This is a genomic window from Litchfieldia salsa (assembly GCF_900104555.1).
Taxonomy (GTDB): Bacteria; Bacillota; Bacilli; order Bacillales; family Bacillaceae_L; genus Litchfieldia; species Litchfieldia salsa.
Genome location: NZ_FNJU01000001.1, coordinates 97,669 through 115,643, shown reverse-complemented (window position 1 = coordinate 115,643; position 17,975 = coordinate 97,669). Strand labels below are relative to the sequence as shown.

Genomic DNA, 17,975 nt, shown 5'->3' with positions numbered 1-17,975 from the left:
CTCACTGGTCACCCGCCGGACGCGGAGTGTATTCAGCCTGCGGCTTTAAGACGAAAACAGCCATTTAAAATCAAATATTAGAGGAGTGCCAGCCTAAGATGGGGAAACTTAAGACTTATTTTACAAATCACAATGAAACAAGAGACAATCACCAAGATCAGTCCTTACGTAGTCATTATTATAAAACGACTCAAAAAAAAGCTTTGGAAGCGGTTAAAGAAATGATGGAGCAAATGGATGGTTTTTCAGTAAGCTCTATTTCTGAAGAACGGGGAGAAATGAGTATTAAAGGAAAGAAAGTATTTGTTGTCGTTACAGTAATTGGTGTTCGTCCATTTGAAACATCAGTTGATTTCTCTGTAACAACCAATACTGTGTTAATCCCGTTTGATTTTGGACATAGTCAAAAAACGATTAAAGGGCTCTATGAAAATCTTGATCGCAAGTTACCATTTCTTCATGCAGGTGGAACACAATAAATTACAGGACTGCTTTTTAAAAGCTTGTACTTATGACATCTTTCTTATAAGATAAAAGTATATGAACTCTTGAAGAAAATAATGTTCTTCTTATGGAATAGATGGGAGCTGTTTGCGATGAAATGCCCAACATGTCAACATAATGGCACAAGAGTTTTAGATTCTCGTCCAGTTGATGATGGACGAGCTATTAGAAGAAGGCGTGAATGTGAGGAATGTCAATATCGTTTTACAACATTTGAGAAAGTGGAAGAAATCCCGCTTATCGTTGTGAAAAAAGAAGGAACCCGTGAAGAATTTAGTCGTGAAAAGGTTCTCCGAGGTTTAATAAAGGCTTGTGAAAAGAGACCTGTTGCATTAAAGCAATTAGAAGATATTACTCATGAAGTTGAAAAAGAACTAAGAAACCTAGGAATTTCAGAGGTGAAAAGTGAATCGATCGGTGAGCATGTGATGGATCGGTTAGCGGTCATTGATGAAGTGGCCTATGTAAGATTTGCTTCTGTATATCGTCAGTTTAAGGACATAAATGTTTTTATTGACGAACTAAAAGAGCTCATAAAGAAAGAACGTTAGAGGCTGTCCCAATAAGTGCCTGGCACCACCGAAAACCTCAATATCTAGTCGATGTAAATTCTGCTTTTCCAACTAGATACTTGTGAAGTGGTGCCTGGCACTTTGCATTTGGGTCCGATTCTTTTACAATAAGTAGGGGAAATTAATAGCGATACAACTTACTTTTAAAACTCTAAGGCAAGAGATGTAACTATAGAGGGAAGGCAATGATTTAGCATGGAGCAACATTGGAAAGAACTACTCCCAGTAGATCGATATCTTGTGAGGTCTGCAGGGATTTTAAATAATGAATATGACCGAGATATTCTAACACTACTATACCAGCCTTTAATTGGAGCAAGGGCATTAAGTCTTTATTTCACTTTATGGAGTGAATTGCGGCAAAACCGATTATGGAGTGATGAAAATACTCATCATAGTATCATGATCCTACAACAATTAAACCTTAAAGAAATTTACCACGAACGAATAAAGCTTGAAGCACTTGGACTCTTAAATACATTCGTAAATGATGAAAGTGAAACAAGATTGTTTATTTACGAACTACAACCACCGCTCACTCCACAGGAATTCTTCAGTGATGGTATGCTTAATATTTATTTATATCATCTAATTGGAAAGAATAAATTTTTAAAGCTAAAGAAGTTTTTCTCTGATAAAGAGTTAGACCTTGGTTCTTTTAAATCTGTCACAAAATCATTTGAACATGTTTTTAAATCAGTGAATCCAAGGGACATGGTATCGAATATTTCAGAGGAAACTAAAGAGGGGCTTAATCTTGAACACGGAAATGAGTTTTTTGCCCGAAATCAAGGCCAATCGATTGTAATGGGTGATGATGTATTTGATTTTGATTTATTAATTTCTGGAATGTCAGAGGTAATGATACCAAGTAAGTCCATCACATCTAAAGTAAAAGAAGCCATAAAAAAGCTTAGTTTTCTTTATGGAATTAATCCAATTGAAATGCAGAATATTGTGATGAGTGCATTTGATCATTCAGAGAATATTGACATTGAAAGGCTTAGAAAAGCTGCAAGAGATTGGTATCAATTTGAAAATGGTCATGTTCTGCCTACTTTGACTGAGCGAACACAACCTATCCCGTATCGTTCGATGATCGACCAACAACCAAAAACAAAAGAAGAAGAACTAATGCAACAACTCGAACAAATATCGCCTAAGCAATTATTAACAGACCTTTCGGGTGGAGTTGAACCGGCAGTTGTTGATTTAAAAATAATTGAAGACATTATGTTCCACCAAAAGCTATTACCTGGTGTAGTAAATGTATTGATTTATTATGTCATGCTTAAAACAGATATGAAATTGACAAAAGCATATATAGAAAAAATTGCAAGTCATTGGGCTAGAAAAAATGTCAAGACCGTTAAAGAGGCAATGCTTTTGGCTAAAGACGAAACCCGGGAATATCAAAATTGGGCAAGCCAGAAAAAGCAAGGCAGTAAATCCAAAACTAATTATCAAAAGCAGAAAAGTCCAGAAGAAAAAAGTGAAGAGGTTACTGATGATTTAACAGAAGAAAAAAATCAATTACAAGAGCGCATGGCAAAGCTGAAAGAAATGCTTCGTTCATCTGAATAGTGAGCATCTTTCTTTAAAAGGTAAGCAAGTATAAAAGTTTATACTTAGTTTTGGTGTTTAGCTCCAGCGCCTAGCCCCTCGGGGTCATAAGTCAAATCACTTCAGAAATCAAGATTTCCTGCGTGATTTGCCTTATGACTGCCTGAGGCTGAACAAGGCGCTTGCGCTTTTCTTAGGGGAGGGTCATATGGTCCAGCATAAATCATACTTAGAACGAGCAATTGAGTTTCATTCAGATAAAGTTAAGCTATACGAAAGTGTAAATGGTAACTTTTTATATGGAATTTTACAATATCAGGATGTTTATAAGGATTTGTTTACAGAAAAAGAATATGTTACGATCCTCCATTTTTGTTTTAACCATACGACTAGTGTTAAATCATTCTTCGCTCTGTTAGAAGAACAATTAATTGAACATGGTGCAATTAGAATGAGAAGAAAACAGGAAGAAAAGGCACGGAAACAAGAAGAAAAAGAGAAAGAGAGAACTGCAAAATTCAAGGAGTTAGAGGAAAGTAAGAGAATTGAATTGTCATCAGCGCCTCCTAAACAACCAGAAAAAACGAAGACTGTAGAAGCAACTGCTGATAACAAATGGGCGAAACGATTCCTAGATCTTGAATCAAAGCTTAAAGAACAAAAGCTAGCTCAGTCAAAGCCAAATGAGCAAAGATCAGAAGTGCCGTTTAAAAAAATGATTACGGATAAGGATAAAAAGCAAAACGGTGATCAATCATACAAACGGAAATATGACGAGGGTAAACTCCAACATGTGGAGGCTATTGTAAAATCGTTATATAACAAAGGTACCTATTCATTACCGAAAATCTCAAAAATGTCTGGCGTGGATATAGAAGTTGTTAAGCAAATATTAAGTAGGTGAAGGAGTGACCCCTATGGAACGGATTGGAAAACTAATTGGGGATATGGGAAATATGGAGATTCTCGATTTATATACCTGCCCAAAGTGTAATCGAGAGGTAAAAACAGTTCGTATGAAAATTATTGGTGGAGAAAGAAAAGGAGAATGGGAAATCTTAAAAAATGAATGTGATTGCCGTCTTGCTACTGAAACGGTAGAAGCATCTAAGCAAGCTAAAATTAGGTTCTTTGAACGTTTTTCCATCTTGAACGATGACTTGAAAAACGCTGAGTTTTCCAATTTTAAAGCTGATTATGAAAGTCTTGATCAGGCAGTTGAACGTATTTATCACTATTTAGAGACCTTCACTAAAAAAGAATCCATTTATATTTACGGTGATAAGGGTCGTGGGAAAAGCCATTTGGCAGTTTCTGCCTATAAGTTTGTGAAGAACTTAGGTTATACAGCACTTTTCTTTGATGTACCAAAATTATTAAATGTGATTAGAAGTATAATTAGAAAAGATGTTGACTTTTCAGAGAATGATTTATTCTCAGCAATTGAGCAAGTGGACTTATTAATCCTTGATGACATTGGTGTTGAAAGGAAAACAGACTGGGTGGAAGAGGTTATGTTTTTATTAATTAATCAACGCCAAGGAAAAAGTACAATTTACACCTCCAACCTAGATTTGAAAGAACTAGAAGATCGATACGGTGGTCGAATTGCAGACCGAATTAAGAATAAGATGGACGAAACACATATTATAAAGATAAACACACCACATAGTTTTCGCTCAAAGAACCTTACAATGAACCAGTAAAAAGTGAAATCACTCTTGATTTCACTTTTTTTTTGTCCAGTTCTAGTTAAGGACCAGGTAATAAAACTACATCTAAAAATGTTTCTATTTAGTCATTCTAAATTTGTTCAAGCTTCATATACATAGAAACAGGGTACTGGCAAAAGGAGGGACAAACTTGATTGAAATTTCTTTTCAAGAAGGCTTAGAAGCAAAAAGATTATACGAGCGCTTGAATAAGGCGAAGCTAGCTCTTTCTATAAATTACATACACATTACATATGATTTGGAACAAACTAACACACTATTTATCTCAATTCAAGCGAAGAAAGAAGTAGCGATTAGTAAATTGATTATTCCAGTTTTAACCCAATATATCATTGATTGTATTGAAGACTCTTGGATATTATCGATTATTGAGAGTGATTTTTACTTTACAGACATCGAAGAGCAAAATCAAATTCTCCAAATTGCACACGGAATTCTAGAAGGGCATTATGATGATATGCCACAAGTAGAAGAACTGAAGTCAAGAAGACTTGTCATTGAAGAGGCCCTTCATGAGTTTTTGAGGACGACAATTACGTTTTCTTTCGAATCATTTATCAAATTTAGATTACACAGCTATTCAGAGGAATTATTAAAGGTTGTAGAGCTAGCAATTGATGAATATAAGTTAGAGCAGGAATATCAAAATTTTGTTCAAAATTTAAGAGATTATTCATTTGATCGCTCACCAAAAATAGAACGACTTCATATCTTTCATGATGATCATTTCTATTTCTTTAATGAGTCCTTTATTGAACTGAAGTATTCTGATATCACTAAACATATTGATCGTAAACTAATTTTAAATCATCCCATGTATATCGATTCAACCATCATCGCTCCATTAGTATCTATTTCACCAAAATCGATCGTGATCTATACGAATGAAGTGGATCATGGGATGGTCCAAACAATACAAAATATTTTTTTAGAACGTGTCCAAATCTATTCAAAGAACTATTTTGAACAAGTAAAATTGCAAAAAAAGATTTAACTTCCTTTTCCACTCTTGATTTCTTTGTGAAGAAGCAATATAATACTTAGCATATTCATATTTCAAAGAAATTATATAGTGTGAAAAGTAGTGATAAGGACATGGGTGATTGCTTTACGGTTTAAAGAGAGGGAAGGCTAGGCTGAGAACTTCCTAACACGATTCAACACTTACCACCTTTAAACTTCAGTAGTGAACATAGGTATACCTATCTGTAATTACTGACGGGAAAACCCGTTATCGTTTTCTTGAGCCGTGTAAGATTATTAGATTCTTACAAGGGAACAAGGGTGGAACCACGAACTTATAAATAATAACTCGTCCCTTTTTTAGGGGGCGAGTTTTTTTATTTTGGCTTTTTTCTAAATGCTGCATTTAGGTGGGCCGGTTGATTGGAACGTAAGGTGTGTGACTCCTGCGGGATGCGCAGGAAGGATGAGACCCCGCAGGCACGAGGAGGCTCATCACCTGCCCCGCGGAAAGCACACACCTGGAGTGGAAATCAACGTAACTTAGTTTAAATTGCAAAAAAGTTAATAGAAATAGCCTTATTTTTAACAAATTATTGAAGGAGTGAATGTCATGTCAGATGTAGTAAAAATTACATTTCCAGATGGTGCAGTGAAGGAGTTTCCTAAAGGCACGACAACTGAAGATATAGCTGGATCAATTAGCCCAGGCTTAAAAAAGAAATCGATTGCCGGTCTTTTTAATGGACAGCAAATAGATCTTCGTTCAGAAATTCATGAAGACGGAGAAATTGCCATTATCACTCAAGATAGTGCAGAAAGTTTAGAAATTATGCGCCATAGTACTGCTCATTTAATGGCACAGGCAATCAAACGTTTATATAAAGATGTTAAATTAGGTGTTGGACCAGTTATTGAAAATGGCTTCTATTATGATATTGATATGGAGGGCTCATTAACTCCAGAAGATTTACAGGCGATTGAAAAAGAAATGAAGAAAATCGTAAATGAAAACATTGATATTGTTCGTAAAGAAATAAGTCGTGAAGATGCAATAAAGCTATACAGTGAAATAGGTGACAACTTAAAGTTGGAACTAATCGAAGCTATACCAACAGGTGAAGCTGTATCAATCTATGAACAAGGCGATTTCTTTGATTTATGTCGTGGAGTACATGTTCCTTCTACTGGAAAGATTAAAGAGTTCAAATTGTTAAGTATTGCAGGGGCTTATTGGCGTGGAGATAGCAAAAACAAAATGCTACAACGTATTTATGGTACTGCATTCTTCAAAAAAGCAGAACTTGATGAACATCTCCGTTTGTTAGAGGAAGCGAAAGAGCGTGATCACCGTAAACTAGGAAAAGAGTTAAACTTGTTTACAAACTCACAAAAGGTTGGTCAAGGCTTACCTTTATGGTTACCAAAGGGCGCAACAATTCGTCGTGTTATTGAACGTTATATCGTTGATAAAGAAGAAAGATTAGGCTATAACCATGTATATACTCCAGTCTTAGCTAGTGTTGATCTGTATAAAACATCTGGCCACTGGGACCATTATCAAGATGGAATGTTCCCTACAATGGAAATGGACAACGAAGAACTAGTATTAAGACCAATGAACTGTCCACATCACATGATGGTTTATAAAAATGAAATTCACAGCTACCGTAAGCTACCGATTCGTATTGCTGAGCTTGGTCTTATGCACCGTTATGAAATGAGTGGAGCACTATCAGGACTTCAACGTGTTCGAGGAATGACTTTAAATGATGCTCATATCTTTGCTAGACCAGATCAAATCAAAGAAGAATTTATCCGAGTAGTTAATCTAATCCAAGAAGTTTATAAAGATTTTGGATTAAATGACTATAGCTTCCGTTTATCCTATCGTGATCCTGAGGATAAGGAAAAATACTTCGATGATGATGCAATGTGGGAAAAGGCACAAAGTATGTTGAAAGAAGCAATGGACGATCTTGGTCTTGACTACTTTGAAGCAGAAGGAGAAGCAGCATTTTATGGTCCAAAGCTTGATGTTCAAGTTCGTACTGCATTAGGAAAAGATGAAACTCTTTCAACTGTTCAATTAGATTTCTTACTACCAGAACGTTTTGATTTAACTTATGTTGGTGAAGATGGTAAGCAACATAGACCTGTGGTTATCCACCGTGGTGTTGTATCAACAATGGAACGCTTTGTTGCATTCCTGATCGAGGAATACAAAGGGGCATTTCCAACATGGATCGCACCAATTCAAGTTCAAGTCATTCCAGTATCACCAGGTGCTCACTTGGATTATGCGAAAAAGGTCCAAGAAGACTTAAGAGCACAAGGTTTCAGAGTTGAGCTTGATGAGCGCGATGAAAAGATTGGTTATAAAATAAGAGAAGCTCAAATGCAAAAAATTCCATATATGCTGGTTGTCGGAGATAGTGAAGTACAAGAACATGCAGTAAATGTTCGTAAGTATGGTGAACAAAAATCAGAAACAATCAGCTTTGACTCATTTGCTGAAGTTCTGAAGAAAGAAGTAAATCGTTAGAAAAAGATTATATTAGGTTAAATATTAAGTGGAATGTGTTGATTGGAACGTAAGGTGTGTGACTCCTGCGGGATGTGCAGGTAGGATGAGACCCCGCAGAAGCTTTGCTTTGAGGAGGCTCATCACCTGCCCCGCGGAAAGCACACACCTGGAGTGCAAATCGACTAACTTAGTTAAATAGCAACACTGTTTACGAAAACATTCAAAATTAATATGATAAAAAACCTTGATATAAAATAAATACTCTGTTACAATAATTTTTGTGCTAAAAAAAGCGATGTACTTGACGTGCATTACATATGCATGGTATAGTAACTGAGGAAACTGAATACTTGTTTGGTAATAAGCAGAAGCACCCGCTTCTCACCTGGATGACACATGATATGTAGTTAACAGGTTTACGAGATATCTTTTAATTATTTAATTGAAATCGTAAAGTGTGGGTGTAATATGCATCCACACTTTTTTATTTGTAAACCTGGAATATTAGGTTGAATATGAAAATCATTGGTTGAAGAAGCCGTGTTCGGCATATCAAATAAGGGATTCGGCAAATTACCTTGGAGGTGGCTAATTATTAGCAAAGACATGATGGTTAATGAGGGTATTCGTGCACGTGAAGTTCGTTTGATTGATCAAAACGGTGAACAACTTGGTATCAAAACTAAGCAAGAGGCACTTGAAATTGCTGCTAGAGTAAACCTTGATTTAGTGGTAGTAGCTGCAAATGCGAAACCGCCTGTATGCAAAATTATGGATCATGGGAAATTCCGCTTTGAACAACAAAAGAAAGAAAAAGAAGCCCGTAAAAACCAAAAGATTATTAATGTTAAAGAAGTTCGTTTAAGTCCTACAATTGATGAGCATGACTTTAATACGAAATTGCGTAACGCGATTAAATTCCTTGAAAAAGGCGATAAAGTAAAAGCATCAATTCGTTTTAAAGGCCGTGCCATTACACATAAAGAAATTGGTCAACGTGTATTAGACCGTTTCTCAGCAGCTTGTGCTGAGGTGAGTACAGTTGAATCTGCACCGAAAATGGACGGACGTAGTATGTTCTTAATGTTAGCACCAAAAAACGAAAAGTAATGAATTGAGGAGGAACACCCAATGCCAAAAATGAAAACACATCGTGGCGCAGCAAAGCGTTTTAAGAAAACTGGATCAGGTAAGCTTAAGCGTTCACACGCATACACAAGCCACTTATTCAGTAATAAATCTCAAAAGCAAAAGCGTAAGCTACGTAAATCTACTGTAGTGAGCAAAGGCGACTTCAAACGTATTCGTCACTTATTAGACAACATCAAATAAATCGTATTATTGAAAGATAGATCTAGGAGGGAAACACAATGCCAAGAGTAAAAGGCGGTACAGTAACACGCAAACGTCGTAAAAAGGTATTAAAATTAGCTAAAGGTTATTATGGTTCAAAACATACTTTATATAAAGTAGCAAATCAACAAGTAATGAAATCTTTAATGTATGCTTATCGCGATCGTCGTCAAAAGAAACGCGAATTCCGTAAGCTTTGGATTACTCGTATCAACGCAGCTGCTCGTATTAACGGTCTTTCTTATAGCCGTTTAATGCACGGATTAAAAGAAGCTGGTATCGAAGTAAACCGTAAAATGCTTGCTGAACTAGCTGTTAGCGATGAAAAAGCTTTCGCTGAATTAGCAACAGTTGCAAAAAACAACCTTAAATAATTTTTAATGATAGAACAAAAGATCATTCTCTAGTACCATTAGAGAATGATCTTTTTTATGTTGGAGGTAAATGAATTGAATAATTGGGTACTAGTTATGATTTATATTCTTATTAATTTTTACGGATATACTGTCATGTACAGTGATAAGAAAAAAGCAAAAAGAAATGAATGGAGAATAAGCGAGAGACAAATTTGGCTTACAGCCATTTTAGGTGGAGCCTTAGGATTAACAATAGGTATGTTCCGCTTCCGTCACAAAACAAAACACATGTCATTTAGGGTGTTTTTGCCAGTCCTAGCAACGGTTACTGCAGCGGGCTATATGTATATACTAATCTCCCTTATAAAGTAAAGTTGTCATAATCATGATTAAAATTGTATATGTTTAAGTAGCGTCACAAGTTCTGATTTTCACCTAATACAGATGAATGGGACATTTTGCTAACAGAAGAGGTGATCCAACTTGGATGATACGATGACATTGTTATTTGTATTTGTTGAATCAACTGGAGTGCTTGCGCCAGCTGCTTTTATTTTATTACATCTTTTACGGCCGTTCTTATTAATACCTGTTCAGGTCATTTGTATTGTGGGAGGAATTTTGTTTGGGGCTTTATTTGGAACTCTTTATTCATTAATTGGGCTCTCCTGCTTAAGTATTATTTTTTATTTTTTATTTAAGAAGATGCCATCTACTTTTAAGAAGGTGATCAACTTAAAAGAAAAGTGGTTAGGGAATAAAGTGAATTTTACAATTGGGCAAATTGCTATTTTACGATTAATCCCTATCATTAACTTTCATCTTTTGTCCCTTTGTATCATCGAGATTACTAGAAACTTTAGACAGTATTTAAAAAGCTCAATAGTAACGAACATTCCTCTTGCGTTGTTTTATACGGTATTCGGACAATTTATTCGTGAGTTCACTTCAACGATGATCCTTGTCATACTACTTTCACTTACTTTATTATTTTATCTTTTGAGGGAAAAACAAGTGATCATTAAATGGAATGAGTTTTTTAAGCCGAAGGTCGGGAAGGCGTATAGTGGAGAATAACTTAAAATAGAATAAAAAGCTATTTTCTAAGTGTTGTATTAAGTATTAATTAATAATTACCTTTAATTAGGTGTAAATCAACACACCCCATATTAGCTTGAAAAAACATTGCAAAAACAGCGATAGACTAAGTCATCGCTGTTTTTTGATAAGAAATTCTTTTATTGGACTTTTCCAATCAATTTTTGCATTTGGATAAGCGCTTTTTATTTTGCGTTCAATGACATTAAAATCATCGTATGTTAGTCCTTTTAATTCAGAGGTGTTTTTCGTCCATACAAAAATTGAAATAACATCAAAAGCTCTGTCTGTCGTTCCTAAATACTTTTCTCCCTCGAATAAAACCCCTTTATATGTGAGTAGAAAATTCTTTCTTACATTCTTTTGATCATCTAGAAAGTATGTTTTTTTCTGCTCATGAGCAAGCTCTAGCTTCCTTCTTGGACTTAATAAATATTTGATAATCGTGAATATAATAAAGAAGATTGCTGCAAATAATAGTAATCTTAAAAGTATAACAATCATTCTATAATCCTCCTAGGGCAGTCTTATTCCTATAATTTACGGATGAAAAGTCAAAAGGTTTCATTATATCCCAAAAAAAAAGGCTAAGAAAGAATGGAAATTTTCTTAGTCCTGTAATATTTGTTAAAATAATAATTATCCTGTGATTATTTGGTATAAAGTAAAAGCTGCCAAGATTGCTGAAATGAGAAGTGCACCAGTGGCTATAGACCCTGCATTACTGTCAATACCATCTCTAAGATTTCTTATAATACTGGTTTTTGATCTCCCGGGTAATTTCTTTGGGTCTTTATCATATGTTCTGACTCCTGGACCTACTTCTTGAACTATTAAACTACAAAACTTTTGATTTCTTTTTAAGAATTCGGTCCTTTTTCCTAAATTAAAAACTGTGATTAGAAGATTACCGTTATAACCTGGATCAATTTTTGAAGTAGTGTTTGAAATACCTACTTGTAATAGACCAACTTTTGGAAGAATTTGTCCGAATCGGTGTTCAGGAAAATGGACGTATTCAAGAGTTTCAATAATAACTGCTGTTCCTGGTAATAATTTAATAGTTCCATCTTCATTTAAGTCGGTTTTATTTAAATCTCTATGATCCCGGTATTCACACCCGACTCTTAAATCATAGGATATATTTGTGTCATCTGCATTATTTATTTGTTCTTCATCGAGATTCTTAATAAGTATACATTGTCCATTAAGATTAAAATTAGCTGTTTTTGTAACTATGCTCTTGTTTACTCCAGAAAGTACAAACGGTACTATAGACATTGGAACGCCAACCTTTCTCCTCAGATTAATCTAAATTAAATTCTTTATGTAATAAGCTTGCTTGGACACCGGTGTTATTCTGGTATTTGGTACTGTTGTAATTATCATATTTACCTTGAATGGTTTGATAATATATCTGAGCGATTGACACTCCGGAATATATTCTAACAGGTTGTATGCAGGATATTTCTAATGTCCAATATCCTTTGTATCCTACATTACCATATGGTGAAGATATGTGAATTGAAATACCTAATCTTCCAATAGAGGACCTACCTTCAATAGTAGGTATATAATTGTAAGTTTCTGTGTACTCTTGGGTCCTTGCAAGATATAACTTCCCAGGCTCTAATATATAACCTTCCTCGGGAATTATAATTAATTGAGTTCTATTTTCCCTTTTCATATCTAAAATTGTTTCATTATAAATTAGTAATTCATTATGCAGTTTTAGATTATAACTATTAGGATTTAGTTGTTCTTCTTTAAAGGGTGTTATTATTATACTTTTATTTATGTTTGCTTTAATTTCATTCCCTGAAAGAATCATCGTTTTCCTCCAAATCAGAATCGTGTAAATGTATTATAATTTAGGCTAATAAGTTAATACAAGTAAAAATGTAAAAAAATGTAGATGTATGTTGAAAAAAGACAAACAAAGTAGAACTAATGGCTTTATTTTTGTATAATAGTTTATTATGACTGGATTTCTAAAAAAGAAGATTAAAATCCGTCCTGTAGGAGTTGGAACAATGAATTTAACTAAACTCTTTGATCTGCAAGCTGAGTTAGATTTTGAAATTGAAAATAAACATGATTTAATTTCAGAAGATCTTGTTGATAAGAAAGTGCTAGCTTTATTAGTTGAAGTTGGTGAACTTGTAAATGAAATACGTTTCTTTAAATATTGGAGTATTAAACCACCATCGAGTAGAGAAACAATTCTCGAAGAATATGTAGACGGTTTTCACTTTATATTGTCTTTAGGTCTAGATCTAGGTTTTGACAGCTCAATTAATTTATTTACAATAAATAGTGGGAATGATTTTACACAACAGTTTATTGTTGTTTATAATATTATTTTACAATTCAGTAAAACTAGAGCTACTGAAGATTATAAAGCATTGTTTTCAAATTATTTATTACTAGGAGAAATGTTAGGTTACAGTGATAAAGAGATCGAAGAAGCCTATCTATTAAAAAATAAATTAAACCATGAAAGACAAGAACAAGGCTACTAAACGTACGTTTTGTACTTTTAACATGGCTTTTTGTATAATTATGGTGAGTATAAATAACTGTACATAATAGGAGTGAGATATATGGCAAAGCTAGATGAAACATTAACAATGCTTAAAGACCTAACAGATGCAAAGGGTGTCTCAGGAAATGAGCGTGAGCCTCGCGAAGTAATGAGAAGATACATCACTCCATACGCTGATGAAGTAACAACAGATGGACTAGGAAGCTTAGTAGCGAAAAAGGTTGGTAGTGCTGACGGTCCAAAAATCATGGTCGCAGCTCATTTAGATGAAATAGGTTTTATGGTTACAAACATTGATGATAAAGGGTTCTTGAAATTTCAAACGATTGGTGGATGGTGGTCACAGGTAATGCTAGCTCAACGTGTGACTGTTGTAACAAGTAAAGGTGATGTAACTGGAGTAATCGGTTCTAAACCACCACATATCTTATCACCGGAAGCTCGAAAAAAGCCGGTTGAGATTAAAGATATGTTTATCGATATTGGTGCATCAAGTCGTGAGGAAGCAATGGAATTTGGTGTTCGTCCAGGAGACCAAGTGGTTCCATACTTTGAATTTACTGTCATGAACAATGAAAAAATGCTAATGGCAAAAGCTTGGGACAATCGGATTGGTTGTGCGATTGCAATCGATGTGTTGAGACAATTAAAAGGGGAAGAACATCCTAATACGGTTTATAGTGTGGGGACGATTCAAGAGGAAATTGGGCTAAGAGGTGCGAAAACATCCGCTCAGCTTATTCAACCAGACTTAAGCTTTGCAGTTGATGTTGGAATTGCAGGAGATACACCAGGTATTACTGAGAAAGAGGCATTAAGTAAAATGGGAAAAGGTCCTCAAATTATCCTTTATGATGCATCGATGGTTTCTCACAAAGGGCTTCGTGACTATGTAACAAATGTGGCTGACGAGCTTGAGATTCCATATCAATTTGATTTTGTACCTGGTGGAGGAACAGATGCAGGTGCAATTCATGTAACATTCAAAGGGGTTCCATCATTAGCCATTACGATTGCTACACGCTACATTCATTCACATGCTGCTATTCTTCATCGTGATGATTATGAAAATGCAGTTAAGTTAATTGTTGCAGTGATTAAGCGTTTGGATCGTGAAACAGTGGATCAAATTACATTTGGATAAAGTTGAAAAAAAGGTGGATTCGAATCCGCCTTTTTTTTAGGCTTTTTTCGTATAGATTGTTGCTTTTAAAGCCGCAGGCTGAATACACTCCGCGTCCGGCGGGTGACTAGTGAGCCTCCTCGTCGCAAATGCTCCTGTGGGGTCTCACTTTGGCCACTGGTCCCGCAGGAGTCTACGTGTATTCAGCCTGCTTGTATGTACCATTTCAATGTTTGATGTTCTAAACAATAAACCTTGAGAAAACAGTCATTTTGTTATCTCACAAAAAAACTGCCGAGAATGATCGGCAGCTTTACAAGCAATTATTTTTTTAACCCCTGTTCTAAAGTTGAAAGCATTTCTTGTTTTTCTTCCTGTGAAGCATTTTGCCAAATGATTTCAAATAGAACGCCTAGCCCAGGTAGCATTTTTTCTTCTCCACTTTGGATTGCATCCACAATTGTATCCTGTAATTCACTTTGAGAGTTGCCTGAAACATTTGTGATGACTGCATGACGTAAATTTAAATCCATAATTATCACCCTTCCTATGTAACTGTTCATATCTATCTTTTACTAGTTTGCATTTTATTATGTATTTAAATTGGGATATAATGAAGAAACTGTAAGTGTATAGTAATCAATATACTGCATAGATTTATTAAAAGGAGTTAAACTTCATTGAAAAAAATTGAATCCATTAAAAATCCACTAGTCAAGGAGTGGAAAAAACTTCAAACACGAAAGGAAAGAGAACGAACTCAATCATTTTTAATAGAAGGTTTTCATTTAGTAGAAGAGGCTCTAGGATATCCAGATAGAGTTACCCAAATCATCATCAGTGAGAATGCTGAAATGCCTTCTCGTTGGGAGTTAAACGATATAACGATAATCGTTGTAACAGATGAAATAATGAAAGAAATTTGTGATACGGAGACAACACAAGGAATTGCGGCTGTTTGTAAGAAAGTAGATTCCCATGATCTGAATATGGACAAACCATCACCACGCTTCCTATTAATAGATGCTGTGCAAGATCCAGGTAATCTAGGTACCATAATACGAACAGCCGAAGCAGCGGGAATTGACGCAATTTTCATTGGTGAAGGCACAGTTGATATTTATAACTCAAAAGTAGTCCGATCAACACAGGGCGCTATTTTTCACTTGCCTATCATAAAAGGTAATTTACACGAGTGGATTAGGAGATTAAAAGAACGTAATATCCCTGTCTATGGGACCGCTCTTCAAAATGCTGTTCCATATCAAGAGGTTTCATCTAAAGGCTCCTTCGCCCTTATTGTTGGAAATGAGGGAAATGGAGTAGCAAAGGACTTACTCGTAGAAACGACTCAAAATCTTTATATTCCGATTTATGGTAAAAGTGAATCACTAAACGTAGCGATCGCTGCTGCAATTTTGGTCTATCATTTACGATAAATACAAATAGAAAGTGTGATGGGATGCTTGAAAAGTATGCAGGCTTTAAAATAATTGATGAACGATTTCAATTATTTTCAATTTCACATTTGATAATGATTCTATTGCTGGTTGGAACAGTGTTTGCATTGTATTTTCTCCGTAACTCATTATCTATAAAAGGTAAAGGTGTTGTTCGTTATTTCTTAGCTGGATTTCTGATCTTAAGTGAACTAACATTATACATGTGGTATAGCTATACAGATGTATGGAATCCAGTCGATTCGCTTCCATTTCAACTATGCTCAATTTCCCTCATACTAAGTATTGTCATGCTGTTGTGGAGGAATTTCTTCTTATTTGAAGTTACCTTTTTCCTTGGTGTTGGAGGGGCTTTGCAAGCGATGTTAACACCAGAGTTAGTCTATGATTTCCCGCATTATCGATATTTCCATTTTTTCTTAGCTCACATCGCGATCATATTAGCAAGCTTCTATATGATTTGGTTTGAAGGCTATCGTCCAACAATGAGGTCTGTTTGGAAAGCATTTGTTACATTGAATATACTTGCAGTAGGTGTGTTTTTTGTAAATGAGATGACTGGCGGGAATTATATGTTCTTATCAAGGAAGCCAACTAATCCAAGTTTGATTGACCTATTAGGACCATATCCTTGGTATCTGCTTTCGTTAGAGGTAGCAGCTCTGGGTATTTTCTGTCTCTTATACCTACCTTTTTCAGTGGTTGAGGAAAAAAGGCGTTCACGAGCATAATTGGGTTTGCATGGAGGTTGCTCTTATATTATAATAATATCTATTATTTACATATTAAAAAACGATGATAGAGAAGAGTAGCTTAATGTTTCCATCCAGGGAGAAAATGCCAATGACTGAAAGCATTTTTATGGTAGAACTTTAGTGAAATTTCACCTCTTGAGTTGGCACTTGGACCGTTCTATATTGAATGTAAAGGTGTTCCGGTTGAACCGTTATCAAAATGAAGTGAACAGTCATTTTCTGTCTTTTTTTCGAAAATAGTGATTTTGACGGTTAACAAGGGTGGTACCGCGATGATATCCTCGTCCCTTTTTTGGGGCGGGGTTTTTGTGTTTTCAAGAACTTTCGCCGGATATGTAAGAAGATAAGAGAAATGATCACATTAAGGAGGATGTAAGATGCAGGATCGTTTAAAAGAGCTTCAAGAAGAAGCACTAGCAAAGGTTGAGGCAGCTGTTGATTTAAAAGAATTAAATGACATTCGTGTTGCATATTTAGGGAAAAAAGGTCCAATAACAGAGGTTCTTCGTGGTATGGGGAAGCTTTCTGCTGAGGAACGTCCAAAAATGGGCGCGCTTGTAAATGTAGTAAGAGAGAAAATTACGGAAGTATTAACAGGAAAACAAGAGAAATTAGAAGCAGCAGCAGTTGAACAACAATTAGCTTCTGAAACGATTGACGTTACACTACCTGGTAGACCAGTAAAAGTAGGGAATCATCATCCACTAACAGCAGTGGTTGAACAAATTGAAGATCTATTTTTGGGAATGGGATATTCAATCGCTGAAGGTTTTGAAGTGGAAGAAGATTATTATAACTTTGAAGCATTGAACCTTCCAAAAGGACATCCTGCTCGTGATATGCAAGATTCTTTCTATATTACAGATGAGACATTATTACGTACACATACTTCACCTGTTCAAGCTAGAACAATGGAGCAACATAAAGGGAAAGGTCCTGTTAAAATTATTTGTCCTGGAAAGGTATACCGCCGCGATAGTGATGATGCTACACACTCACATCAATTCATGCAAATTGAAGGCTTAGTAGTTGACGAGAACATCCGAATGAGCGACTTAAAGGGAACACTTGAGGTTTTTGCGAAAAAGATGTTTGGTGAAGATCGCCAAATTCGATTACGTCCTAGCTTCTTCCCATTTACAGAGCCATCTGTTGAAATGGATATTTCATGCTTTATTTGTGGAGGAAAAGGTTGTAATGTTTGTAAGAAAACAGGCTGGATTGAAATTTTAGGTGCTGGAATGGTTCATCCAAATGTACTTGAAATGGCCGGCTTTGATTCGAAAAAGTATACAGGGTTTGCTTTTGGAATGGGTGCAGAGCGAATTGCCATGTTGAAATATGGAATTGATGATATCCGTCATTTCTACACAAATGATATAAGATTTGTACAACAATTTAAACGAGCGTAATAAGGAGGGTG

At 35.4% G+C, this 17,975-nt stretch carries 21 protein-coding genes and 2 other annotated features; of the genes, 17 read left to right on the top strand and 4 right to left on the bottom strand.

Annotated features, from left to right (window positions below; all coding sequences use genetic code 11):
• Nucleotides 1–98 precede the first annotated feature (98 nt).
• From BLQ56_RS00540 to BLQ56_RS00485, 12 genes are all read left to right on the top strand, one after another.
• A complete protein-coding gene (locus tag BLQ56_RS00540; protein ID WP_090849120.1) occupies nt 99–479 on the top strand; it encodes a cytosolic protein in 381 nt (126 codons plus the stop codon).
• 117 nt (nt 480–596) lie between these two features.
• Nucleotides 597–1,055 carry a transcriptional regulator NrdR gene (gene nrdR, locus BLQ56_RS00535; protein ID WP_090849118.1) on the top strand — a complete coding sequence of 153 codons (459 nt, stop codon included), beginning with the start codon at nt 597–599 and terminating at the stop codon, nt 1,053–1,055.
• A gap of 216 nt (nt 1,056–1,271) precedes the next feature.
• Nucleotides 1,272–2,660 carry a replication initiation and membrane attachment family protein gene (locus BLQ56_RS00530; RefSeq protein WP_090849116.1) on the top strand — a complete coding sequence of 463 codons (1,389 nt, stop codon included), beginning with the start codon at nt 1,272–1,274 and terminating at the stop codon, nt 2,658–2,660.
• A gap of 187 nt (nt 2,661–2,847) precedes the next feature.
• The gene (locus BLQ56_RS00525) at nt 2,848–3,543 is read left to right on the top strand and encodes a hypothetical protein (RefSeq protein ID WP_090849114.1); all 696 of its coding nucleotides are present in this window, start codon (nt 2,848–2,850) and stop codon (nt 3,541–3,543) included.
• A 13-nt stretch (nt 3,544–3,556) separates the two neighbouring features.
• Nucleotides 3,557–4,345: an ATP-binding protein gene (locus tag BLQ56_RS00520; RefSeq protein WP_090849112.1), complete on the top strand. Its 789-nt coding sequence runs from the start codon at nt 3,557–3,559 to the stop codon at nt 4,343–4,345.
• A gap of 157 nt (nt 4,346–4,502) precedes the next feature.
• Nucleotides 4,503–5,366 carry a putative sporulation protein YtxC gene (gene ytxC, locus BLQ56_RS00515; RefSeq protein ID WP_175490136.1) on the top strand — a complete coding sequence of 288 codons (864 nt, stop codon included), beginning with the start codon at nt 4,503–4,505 and terminating at the stop codon, nt 5,364–5,366.
• Nucleotides 5,367–5,948: 582 nt separating this feature from the next.
• Nucleotides 5,949–7,880, top strand: coding sequence for a threonine--tRNA ligase (thrS, locus tag BLQ56_RS00510; protein ID WP_090849108.1), 1,932 nt, complete (start codon nt 5,949–5,951; stop codon nt 7,878–7,880).
• Between the two features lie 338 nt (nt 7,881–8,218).
• Nucleotides 8,219–8,354, top strand: a sequence feature (ribosomal protein L20 leader region).
• Nucleotides 8,355–8,453: 99 nt separating this feature from the next.
• A complete protein-coding gene (infC, locus tag BLQ56_RS00505; RefSeq protein WP_078545182.1) occupies nt 8,454–8,972 on the top strand; it encodes a translation initiation factor IF-3 in 519 nt (172 codons plus the stop codon).
• A 21-nt stretch (nt 8,973–8,993) separates the two neighbouring features.
• Nucleotides 8,994–9,194: a 50S ribosomal protein L35 gene (rpmI, locus tag BLQ56_RS00500; protein ID WP_090849106.1), complete on the top strand. Its 201-nt coding sequence runs from the start codon at nt 8,994–8,996 to the stop codon at nt 9,192–9,194.
• 38 nt (nt 9,195–9,232) lie between these two features.
• Nucleotides 9,233–9,589, top strand: a complete 357-nt coding sequence (rplT, locus tag BLQ56_RS00495) for a 50S ribosomal protein L20 (protein ID WP_090849104.1) — start codon at nt 9,233–9,235, stop codon at nt 9,587–9,589.
• 75 nt (nt 9,590–9,664) lie between these two features.
• On the top strand, nt 9,665–9,943 hold the full coding sequence (locus BLQ56_RS00490) for a DUF1294 domain-containing protein (RefSeq protein WP_338011829.1): 279 nt from the start codon (nt 9,665–9,667) through the stop codon (nt 9,941–9,943).
• 111 nt (nt 9,944–10,054) lie between these two features.
• Nucleotides 10,055–10,648 carry a TVP38/TMEM64 family protein gene (locus BLQ56_RS00485; protein ID WP_090849100.1) on the top strand — a complete coding sequence of 198 codons (594 nt, stop codon included), beginning with the start codon at nt 10,055–10,057 and terminating at the stop codon, nt 10,646–10,648.
• A gap of 132 nt (nt 10,649–10,780) precedes the next feature.
• On the opposite strand, the gene BLQ56_RS00480 is transcribed toward BLQ56_RS00485, so the two are convergent.
• The 3 genes from BLQ56_RS00480 to dcd form a co-directional block, all read right to left on the bottom strand.
• Nucleotides 10,781–11,173 carry a sigma-w pathway protein ysdB gene (locus BLQ56_RS00480; protein ID WP_386756452.1) on the bottom strand — a complete coding sequence of 131 codons (393 nt, stop codon included), beginning with the start codon at nt 11,171–11,173 and terminating at the stop codon, nt 10,781–10,783.
• A gap of 135 nt (nt 11,174–11,308) precedes the next feature.
• A complete protein-coding gene (locus BLQ56_RS00475) occupies nt 11,309–11,950 on the bottom strand; it encodes a dCTP deaminase domain-containing protein (protein ID WP_090849098.1) in 642 nt (213 codons plus the stop codon).
• A 25-nt stretch (nt 11,951–11,975) separates the two neighbouring features.
• Nucleotides 11,976–12,500, bottom strand: coding sequence for a dCTP deaminase (gene dcd / locus BLQ56_RS00470; protein ID WP_090849095.1), 525 nt, complete (start codon nt 12,498–12,500; stop codon nt 11,976–11,978).
• Between the two features lie 202 nt (nt 12,501–12,702).
• Here dcd and BLQ56_RS00465 point away from each other — a divergent pair, with 202 nt between their 5' ends.
• Together BLQ56_RS00465 and BLQ56_RS00460 are read left to right on the top strand one after the other, a co-directional pair.
• Nucleotides 12,703–13,191: a dUTP diphosphatase gene (locus tag BLQ56_RS00465; RefSeq protein WP_090849093.1), complete on the top strand. Its 489-nt coding sequence runs from the start codon at nt 12,703–12,705 to the stop codon at nt 13,189–13,191.
• An 81-nt stretch (nt 13,192–13,272) separates the two neighbouring features.
• Nucleotides 13,273–14,358 (top strand): M42 family metallopeptidase, encoded by a 1,086-nt coding sequence (locus tag BLQ56_RS00460; RefSeq protein WP_090849091.1) that lies wholly within the window; start codon nt 13,273–13,275, stop codon nt 14,356–14,358.
• A 302-nt stretch (nt 14,359–14,660) separates the two neighbouring features.
• Here BLQ56_RS00460 and sspI read toward each other — a convergent pair whose 3' ends face one another.
• Nucleotides 14,661–14,870: a small acid-soluble spore protein SspI gene (gene sspI, locus BLQ56_RS00455; RefSeq protein ID WP_090849089.1), complete on the bottom strand. Its 210-nt coding sequence runs from the start codon at nt 14,868–14,870 to the stop codon at nt 14,661–14,663.
• Nucleotides 14,871–15,017: 147 nt separating this feature from the next.
• Here sspI and BLQ56_RS00450 point away from each other — a divergent pair, with 147 nt between their 5' ends.
• The 3 genes from BLQ56_RS00450 to pheS all read left to right on the top strand — a co-directional run bounded on the left by BLQ56_RS00450 (nt 15,018) and on the right by pheS (nt 17,964).
• The gene (locus BLQ56_RS00450; RefSeq protein ID WP_090849088.1) at nt 15,018–15,776 is read left to right on the top strand and encodes a TrmH family RNA methyltransferase; all 759 of its coding nucleotides are present in this window, start codon (nt 15,018–15,020) and stop codon (nt 15,774–15,776) included.
• A 23-nt stretch (nt 15,777–15,799) separates the two neighbouring features.
• Nucleotides 15,800–16,528 (top strand): YwaF family protein, encoded by a 729-nt coding sequence (locus BLQ56_RS00445; protein WP_090849085.1) that lies wholly within the window; start codon nt 15,800–15,802, stop codon nt 16,526–16,528.
• A 55-nt stretch (nt 16,529–16,583) separates the two neighbouring features.
• Nucleotides 16,584–16,844, top strand: a binding site (T-box leader).
• 85 nt (nt 16,845–16,929) lie between these two features.
• Complete coding sequence (pheS, locus tag BLQ56_RS00440; protein ID WP_090849083.1) at nt 16,930–17,964, top strand: phenylalanine--tRNA ligase subunit alpha; 1,035 nt, start codon at nt 16,930–16,932, stop codon at nt 17,962–17,964.
• The last annotated feature ends 11 nt before the right edge of the window (nt 17,965–17,975 follow it).